The organism is Pseudomonas sp. KD5 (genome assembly GCF_012932895.1).
GTDB lineage: Bacteria > Pseudomonadota > Gammaproteobacteria > Pseudomonadales > Pseudomonadaceae > Aquipseudomonas.
In genome coordinates this window covers 321,708-330,127 of sequence record NZ_JDWJ01000001.1, presented here as the reverse complement: position 1 = coordinate 330,127, position 8,420 = coordinate 321,708, and the positions used below count along the sequence as shown (strand labels likewise).

At 61.9% G+C, this 8,420-nt stretch carries 7 protein-coding genes; 4 read left to right on the top strand and 3 right to left on the bottom strand.

All coding sequences use genetic code 11. The features are described 5' to 3' along the window. Positions 1 to 319: 319 nt before the first annotated feature. Positions 320 to 1,057, bottom strand: coding sequence for a thioesterase II family protein (locus AF70_RS01545; RefSeq protein ID WP_032831191.1), 738 nt, complete (start codon positions 1,055 to 1,057; stop codon positions 320 to 322). A gap of 158 nt (positions 1,058 to 1,215) precedes the next feature. Here AF70_RS01545 and AF70_RS01540 point away from each other — a divergent pair, with 158 nt between their 5' ends. After that, a complete protein-coding gene (locus tag AF70_RS01540) occupies positions 1,216 to 2,349 on the top strand; it encodes a cupin-like domain-containing protein (RefSeq protein WP_019579932.1) in 1,134 nt (377 codons plus the stop codon). Positions 2,350 to 2,370: 21 nt separating this feature from the next. Here AF70_RS01540 and AF70_RS01535 read toward each other — a convergent pair whose 3' ends face one another. Then, positions 2,371 to 3,543, bottom strand: a complete 1,173-nt coding sequence (locus AF70_RS01535; protein ID WP_028941171.1) for an MFS transporter — start codon at positions 3,541 to 3,543, stop codon at positions 2,371 to 2,373. Positions 3,544 to 3,705: 162 nt separating this feature from the next. On the opposite strand from AF70_RS01535, the gene AF70_RS01530 reads away from it, so the two are divergent. The 3 genes from AF70_RS01530 (at position 3,706) to AF70_RS01520 (ending at position 7,371) form a co-directional block, all read left to right on the top strand. Next, on the top strand, positions 3,706 to 5,529 hold the full coding sequence (locus AF70_RS01530; RefSeq protein WP_028941170.1) for a glycoside hydrolase family 15 protein: 1,824 nt from the start codon (positions 3,706 to 3,708) through the stop codon (positions 5,527 to 5,529). Positions 5,530 to 6,036: 507 nt separating this feature from the next. After that, a complete protein-coding gene (locus AF70_RS01525; RefSeq protein ID WP_028941169.1) occupies positions 6,037 to 6,423 on the top strand; it encodes a hypothetical protein in 387 nt (128 codons plus the stop codon). A 57-nt stretch (positions 6,424 to 6,480) separates the two neighbouring features. Continuing rightward, positions 6,481 to 7,371: an alpha/beta fold hydrolase gene (locus AF70_RS01520; protein ID WP_019579928.1), complete on the top strand. Its 891-nt coding sequence runs from the start codon at positions 6,481 to 6,483 to the stop codon at positions 7,369 to 7,371. Here AF70_RS01520 and AF70_RS01515 read toward each other — a convergent pair. Beyond that, the gene (locus AF70_RS01515) at positions 7,340 to 8,332 is read right to left on the bottom strand and encodes a GlxA family transcriptional regulator (RefSeq protein WP_028941168.1); all 993 of its coding nucleotides are present in this window, start codon (positions 8,330 to 8,332) and stop codon (positions 7,340 to 7,342) included. The genes AF70_RS01520 and AF70_RS01515 overlap by 32 nt on opposite strands. Between the last annotated feature and the right edge of the window lie 88 nt (positions 8,333 to 8,420).

The window sequence follows — 8,420 nt, the reverse complement described above, 5'->3', positions numbered from 1 at the left end:
TTCTTAGCATCCGGATCAGTAGGCAGGAAGCACAAAGGCACGTCGTCCCTATGAAACGAATGCAGACCGGAAAAATTAGCGTTTGAGAACAAGTATCAGGAAGGAAGGTCGAAGCGGCTGGAATCGGCGGTGCGGCGAAGAAATGACGGCCGAACACAGACCTGTGGCGAGGGAGCTTGCTCCCGCTCGGCTGCGCAGCAGTCGTAAACCGGCGAATGCGGTATTCCTGACACAGCGAGGTCGCAGGTTTTAGGGTTGCTTCGCAACCCAGCGGGAGCAAGCTCCCTCGCCACAGAAATCACCAAACTGAAGCATCGTGTTAACCGACAGCGGCCAAGGCATGCCGCCGATGATGAACCTCCAACTGATCCTTGATCACCCGCAGCACCTTGGCTTCGTGTTCATGAATGAAGAAGTGCCCACCAGCCAGCATGTCCACCGAAAAGCTGCCATGGGTTTCCTTGCTCCAGCCGATCAGCTGTTCGGTGGTGGCCTTGTCGGCCTTGCCACCCAGCACATGCACCGGGCACTTGAGCAATGGCCGCTGCACCGGCTGAAAACGGCCACACAACAGAAAGTCCGCACGCAGAATCGGCAGCGTCAGGCTCATCAGCTCTTCATTGGCCAGCACCTCTTCGCTGGTGCCATTGAGCGTGCGTAGTTGCTCGATCAACTGCGCATCGGTTTTGGGCTCGGCAAAGCCGCGATCGTAGTCGGCCCGCATCGTCGGCGCCGCCGTTCCCGAGGCAAACAGCGCCACCGGTTCCGGGCAACCCAGCGCACGAAAGGCGTGAGCCAACTCACACGCGAGCAAGGCGCCCAAGCTATGACCAAACAAGGCGTAAGGCGCATTGAGCGTCGAACGCAACTCCCTGGCCAATTGCATCGCCAGCGCGCGCATGTCGGTGTGCAGCGGTTCGCCGAACCGTGCCCCTCGCCCCGGCAGCTCCACCGGTTGCAACTGCAGCCACTGCGGCAACTTGCGCCGCCAACGGCTGTAGACCATGGCACTGGCGCCAGAATACGGCAGGCACAGCAGGGTCAGCTTGGTCACCACGTTTACCTCAAAAAGTCGTCTGTATGGGAAGACGACCCGCCAGCAGCGCAAATTAGTCAGCGTCGGTTAAATCTCCGCTGCAGGTGCTCGTTTCTCTTCAAACCAGAATCAGTTCAAACCAAAACCAGCTCAGACCAAAACCAACAAGAGGCGTCGCCGTGGACCTGCAGACCATCCTGGGCAAACTGTTCGCCAATGCCGGTGCCGTCGGCATCGAAGGGGTTTTTCAATTCGTGTTCGGCCCGCATCAGGCGTACTGGTCCGAGGTCAAGGCCAGCAGCCGCACCGAAGCCGGCCGTCATGCCAGCCCCGACGTGACCATCGAAGTCGCGGAACAGGACTTTCTCGGAATCATGGGCGGCATGGCCAATGTCGAGGAGCTGTTCGCCAGCGGCCGCTTGAAAATCGGCGGCAACATGGGCCTGGCGACGATGCTGCCGCAGATCATCGATCACGCCCGCCATGGTGGCGGCGTGGTGGAAAAGGTCGACATGAACAAGCGCTACCCGACCCCGCCGCGTTTCAGCGAAAAGGTCTCCGTCAGCCTGCCGACCCAACGCTCGGTGGAGCGCCGGCCACGCAGCGAGCTGTCGGTGCTGGAGTTCGAGACTCGCTACCTGCCCCACGGCATTCCGCTGGTGATCAGCGATGCCCTGCAAGACTGGCCCCTGTTCAAGCTCAGCCGCGAAGAATCGCTGGTGCATTTCGCCGAACTGCAAGGCATCACCCGCCACGGCGATTACGTGAAGAAAACCTTCTCCACGGAGCGGGATTTCCGCTCCACCTCCATGGCCGAGTTCATCGCTTCGCTGGACACCCCGGCAGTGAAAAGCGCCGATGGCGAACCTCCGGCGTACATGGGCAACAACATCCTGCCGGCGCAGTTGATGGAGCAGATCAAGTACCCGCCCTACTTCGATCAAGCGCTGTTCATCCCGCCCCGCATCTGGATCGGCCCCAAGGGCACGCTGACACCGCTGCATCGCGACGATACCGACAACCTGTTTGCTCAGGTCTGGGGCCAGAAAACCTTCACCCTCGCCGCCCCCCATCACCGCGAAGCCCTAGGCACCTGGTCGACAGCCCCGCAGGGCGGGCTCGACGGTTGTGATTTCAACCCGGATGCGCCGGATTACCAGCGTTTCCCCGGCGCGCAAGACGTGACGTTTCTGCGAGTAACCCTGGAGGCCGGCGACCTGCTGTTTCTGCCCGAAGGCTGGTTCCATCAGGTGGAATCGGTCTCGACATCGTTGTCGGTGAATTTCTGGGTGAATTCGGGAAGAGGCTGGTAATCCCTTCATGGGAGCAGCGGGCTATTTCAAATGACGGAAACACTGCACCGCCGATCCCAGCACCACGGCGCCAGCGGCAATCGACACCCAGAACCCGCTGCGCGCCCCGAACGCATCCACCAGCCAGCCGGAACTGGCCGCGCCGAGGGCCACACCGATGCTCAAACCGGTGACCAGCCAGGTCAGGCCTTCAGTGAGCTTGGCCGGCGGCACGATGCGCTCCACCAGCGCCATCGCCACAATCAGGGTCGGCGCAAAGAACAGCCCGGCAACGAACACCGCCAGCGACAAGCCGACAATATTCGCCGCCAGCAGCAACGGCAACGTGGTCACCGCCGTCGCCACCCCGCCATAGAGAAACAGTAACGGCAGCGGCAGTTTTGAGCGCAGCGCACCGAACGCCAACCCGGCCAGGCATGAACCGATGGCATACACCGACAGCACAATGCTCGCGGCCGCCGGTTGCCCCTGCTGCGCGGCGAAGGCAACGCTGACCACATCCACCACACCGACAATGGTGCCCATGGCAACCATCAACAGCATCAACAACTGGATCTCGCTCGAGCGGATGATCGAACCCTGATGGTGTTCTTCATGGGGATGCACCGGCGGCTCGGTGCCGCGCTGCAACACAAGCGCCGTGACCCCGATCGCCAGCATCAACAACGCTGCCAACGGCCCCGCCTCGGGGAACGCCACCACGCACAACCCCACCGACAGCGGCGGCCCGACGATAAAACACACCTCATCCAGCACCGACTCCAGCGCATAGGCGGTTTGCAACTCAGGGCGACCGCGATACAACTCGGTCCAGCGTGCCCGCACCATCGCCGACATGCTCGGCATGCAACCGGCCAGCGCGGCAAACGCAAACAACGTCCAGTGCGGCGCCTGCAAGCGGGTGCAGAGCAACAGCATCAACAGCGCCCCGCCGCCGACCAGCGCCGACACCGGCAAGATCCGGCCTTGCCCAAAACGGTCCACCAGCCGCGAAACCTGCGGCGCACAAAACGCCGTGGCCAGGGCAAAAGTCGCCGCGATGGAGCCCGCCAGGCCGTAACCACCCTGGAGCTGCGAGAGCATGGTGATCAGGCCGATGCCGGTCATGGAAATCGGCATTCGCGCGATCATCCCGGCCAGCACAAAGGCACGTGCGCCTGGGGCGTGGAACAGCTCGCGGTAGGGGTTTGCCATGGGATCGGGCCTCAACAAGGGCCTGCAACTTGCCACAGCATCGGTCTGCGGGAAAGCGCCGAATTGTTGGTTGAGTGTGAACGCCGGTTCGGCGCCAAATGAACTCTCTGTGGCTTAAACCAGTCAGCTGGTTAGGCCCTCGATTCCCGGAGTTCTGCGGCAATGGCTGATCATTCCGAACGACAAAGCGCGATCGACGCCCACGGCATCATTGGCGACATGCGCAGCGCGGCGCTGGTCAACGACAAGGGCAGCGTGGACTTTTTCTGCTGGCCGGAATTCGACAGTCCGTCGATCTTCTGCTCGCTGCTGGACAGCCCCGAAGCCGGCATCTTCCAATTGGCTCCGGACCTGCCCGACGCCCGCCGCGAGCAGATTTACCTGCCCGACACCAACGTTTTGCAAACCCGCTGGCTCAGCGATCATGCGGTGATCGAAGTCACCGACCTGCTGCCCATCGGCGACAGCGAGGATGATTGGCCGATGTTGATGCGCCGGGTGCGCGTGGTCAGCGGTCAAGCGACGATTCAGATGTTGTGCAACCTGCGTCATGACTATGCGCGGGCTCACACCAAGGCGCGGGCGCGCGGCCGCAGTGTGTATTTCGAGGCTACCGGTCAGCCACCCATGCAGCTGTGTGCGGATCAGCCCTTGCGCGTCGAGGGCAACGCAGCGATTGCCGAATTCACCCTCGAACAGGGCCAGAGCGCCGAGTTTTTGCTCGGCGGCGTTGACGATCCGCGCTTCAAGGAAGGCGCCGCCGATCTGTGCCTGGAGCGCACCTTGAAGTTCTGGCGCGACTGGATCGGCCAGTCCAATTACCGCGGGCGCTGGCGGGAAATGGTCAATCGCTCGGCCCTGGCGCTGAAGCTGCTGACCTCGCGCAAACACGGCGCCATCCTCGCCGCCGCCACCTTCGGTCTGCCGGAAACACCCGGCGGCACACGCAACTGGGACTACCGCTACACCTGGATCCGCGACGCCTCGTTCACCGTCTACGCCTTCATGCGCCTGGGCTTCGTCGAGGAAGCCAACGCCTACATGCGCTGGCTGCGTGGCAGGGTCAGTGATTGCCGTGGTAAACCGATGAAACTCAATATTCTCTACGCTATCGATGGCCGCCAGGAACTGCCGGAAACCGAACTTTCGCACCTGTCCGGCCATGGCGGCGCGACGCCGGTACGCATCGGCAATCAGGCTTATGATCAAATCCAGCTCGACATCTTCGGCGAGCTGATGGACGCGGTGTACCTGGTCAACAAGTACGGTGAAGCGATCTCCCATGAGGGCTGGAAACACACCGTGGAAGTGGTCGATCAGGTCTGCGAAACCTGGCAGCAAAAGGACGTTGGCATCTGGGAAATGCGCGGCGAGCAGCATCATTTCCTGCACTCGCGACTGATGTGCTGGGTGGCGCTGGATCGGGCCATCCGGCTGGCCTCCAAACGCTCGCTGCCCGCCCCGTTCGCCCGTTGGGACCAAACCCGTCAAGCGATCTACGCCGACATCTGGAGCAACTTCTGGAACGAAGAACGCGGGCATTTCGTCCAGCACATCGGCGGCACCGGCCTCGACGGCTCGATGCTGCTGATGCCGCTGGTGCGCTTCGTCAGCGCCAAGGATCCGCGCTGGATCGCGACCCTCGAAGCCATCGAGAAACACCTGGTGCGCGCGGGCATGGTCTACCGCTACCGCAACGACGACAGCCAGATCGACGGCCTGCCCGGCACCGAAGGCGCCTTCGCCGCCTGCTCGTTCTGGTACGTCGAATGCCTGGCCCGCGCCGGCCAGGTGGAAAAGGCGCATCTGGAGTTCGAGCAATTGCTGAAGTATGCCAACCCGTTGGGGTTGTACGCCGAAGAGTTCGACAGCCACGCCCGACACTTGGGCAACACTCCGCAAGCATTGACGCATCTGGCGCTGATCAGCGCGGCGAGCTTTCTGAACAGGAAGCTGAGCGGGGAGAAAAACGTCTGGCAGCCTTGAGAATGAGGTGACTGCTTCGCGGGCAAGCCTCGCTCCTACAGATGTATACCGTTCAACTGTGGGGGGCGCTGGCTTCGGCATCGCCGTTGTGACCACCGCCAAAACTCGTCGGAAATATCCACTTTTACGACACTTTTTGTAGGATCAAGACCTACCCGCGATGAACTTAAACACACTCTGCCTGGCAGGAATGACCTCCCGTGGCGAGGGGGCTTGCCCCCGTTGGGTCGCGTAGCGGCCCCTCGAATGCTCAACCACATTCCTCCAGAAGCACCGTATTTACTGGCTTAGCGACTGCTGCGCAGCCGAACGGGGGCAAGCCCCCTCGCCACAACAGTGTGTAGGCCAATCGCCTACATTCACTAAACAAACCAGCCCAATCAACACCTGGTAACTGATTCCTACATCCGGAAATACCTTGTTGCCAGCACCTACATCCATCCCTACCATCCACGCTCAACGGGCACAGCGGAGCTGTCCAACAAAACCCGAATTCAAGGAACCAGAATGACCCAGCGCATCCATCGCAGCATCAACGTCCCACTCCGATCAGGCCTGAATCGGACTGAACTGTGGGAAGGCCCCGACAAAGGCCTGATCAAATGCTGGGAAATCGGCCGTCAGCGCGCCGCCCGCTTCCCCGACCTCGCCCACCAATGCCTCACCGGCGAACTCCCGGTGCTGGGTTGGAAAGGTGGCGTCAGCCGCAGCCTGAAGAAACTTGAAAAATACGGATCCCTGAAATACCTCGCCCAATGGCAAGGATTACGCGGGGAAGATCTGGATATTGATCTGAGCGCAGAACGGGCGCTGACCTGTTCCAGGACCAAAATGGTCGTGACGTATACGCCGGACCGGTCGAAGTACTTCAATCAGATGGACGTGGAAACCTGAGGAACGGGCCCGGGTCGATCTGAATCAGCCGTTGATAGACAGCCCATGGAGCATCGAATGCAGACCCAACATGTCCTGACGCCAAACCTCGATATTGCCTGCGAAACACACGGCCCCAGCACCGGCGACCCGATCATTCTTCTGCACGGCTTCCCCTACTCCCCCCGCGCCTATGACGACATCGCTCCAGCCCTCGCCGCAAAGGGCTACCGCGTGATCGTCCCGTACCTGCGCGGCTACGGCCCGACCCGTTTCAACTCCCCCGCCACCCTGCGCTCTGGTCAGCAGGCCGCTCTCGCCCAGGATTTGCTGGACCTGATGGACGCCCTCGCCATCAAACAGGCCGCGCTGTGCGGTTATGACTGGGGCGGTCGGGCGGCGTGCATTGTCGCGGCGCTAAGGCCGGAGCGGGTGCGCTGCCTGGTGACCGGGGACGGTTACAACCTGCAGAACATTCCCCGCTCCACCCAGCCTCTGGATCCGCAGACTGAACATCGTCTCTGGTATCAGTATTACTTCCACACCCCGCGCGGCGTGGAAGGCTTGACCCAAAACCGCCGGGCCCTGTGCGAACTGCTCTGGCGCCTGTGGTCACCGACCTGGGCGCAAAATGCCGAACGATATCCCTTGAGCGCGCCAGCCTTCGATAATCCGGATTTCGTCGACGTAGTGATTCACTCGTACCGGCACCGGTTCACGTATGCGCCTGGCGACCCGGCGCTGGAGTGGATGGAAGAAGCGCTGACCCGACAACCTGCAATCAGCGTGCCGACAATTTCCCTGTGCGGTGCCGATGACGGTGTGGGGCCCGCGCCTGAAGTCGATGAAGACGCCGAGCATTTTACCGGCCCCTACGAACGCCGAGTGTTGGCGGGCGTCGGGCATAACATTCCCGAGGAAGCACCCGAAGCGACGCTCAGGGCAATACTGGATCTGCTGAAGGGCTGACGGAAAACCGCTCGCGATAAGCCTGCGGTGTCACACCCATGGCTCGCAGAAAATTGCGGCGCAGGGTCTCTTCGCTGCCAAACCCGCATTGCACCGCGACCCGTTTGATCGGTACGCCGGTGTCGCTGAGCAGTCGTCGCGCGGTCTCGACCCGAATCAGCTCGATGGCTCGTGCCGGGGTCTGGCCAGTGTCGGCGCGGTAGTGACGGACGAAGCTGCGCTCGCTCATCCCGGCCTGCAAGGCCAAGGTCGGAATGCCGAGGTCCTTGGTGAGGTTTTCGCTGATCCAGGCGTGAAGCTCGTCGAATCGGTTGCCTTCTTTCTGCAAAGACAGGGTCACGCTGAACTGCGACTGGCCCCCCGGACGCTTGAGAAACACCACCAGTTGCCGGGCGACTTCGAGGGCCATGGTTCGGCCGAGGTCTTGTTCGACCATGGCCAGCGCCAGGTCAATGCCTGCGGTAACCCCGGCCGAGGTCCAGACCGGACCGTCGTTGATGAAGATCGGGTTGGGTTCGACCTGCAGTTTGGGATGCTGCTGCGCCAATTGCTCGCAACGGGTCCAGTGCGTCACCACCCGTCGACCATCAAGCCAGCCGCTGGCCGCCAGCAAAAACGCCCCGGTACACACCGACGATACCCGCCGGCAATCTCGCGCATGCTCACGCACCCACCCCACCAGCGACGCGTCCTGCGCTGCCGCGTAAACGCCCCAGCCACCGGCAATGATCAAGGTGTCGCTGCCCCGATCCGGCAGCGGCTCCGCCAACAGTGCCAACCCCGCCGACGACATCACCGCCCCGCCACCGCTGGCAATCACTGACGGCGCATAGGGCGGCGGCAGACCTTGCTGGCGGGCAATGTCGTTGGCTGAGGCAAACACCTGCAACGGCCCGGTGACATCGAGCACTTGCACGTTGGCGAAGGCCAGCACATGAATGGTTTTCGGGTGGTTCGGCATGATTGGCGTAATTCGTGGGGTTATTGGCGTATTCGCCAAATCCTACGAGCCTACAGTGAAGCCGTCCACCCCAATCAGGAGAAAAACG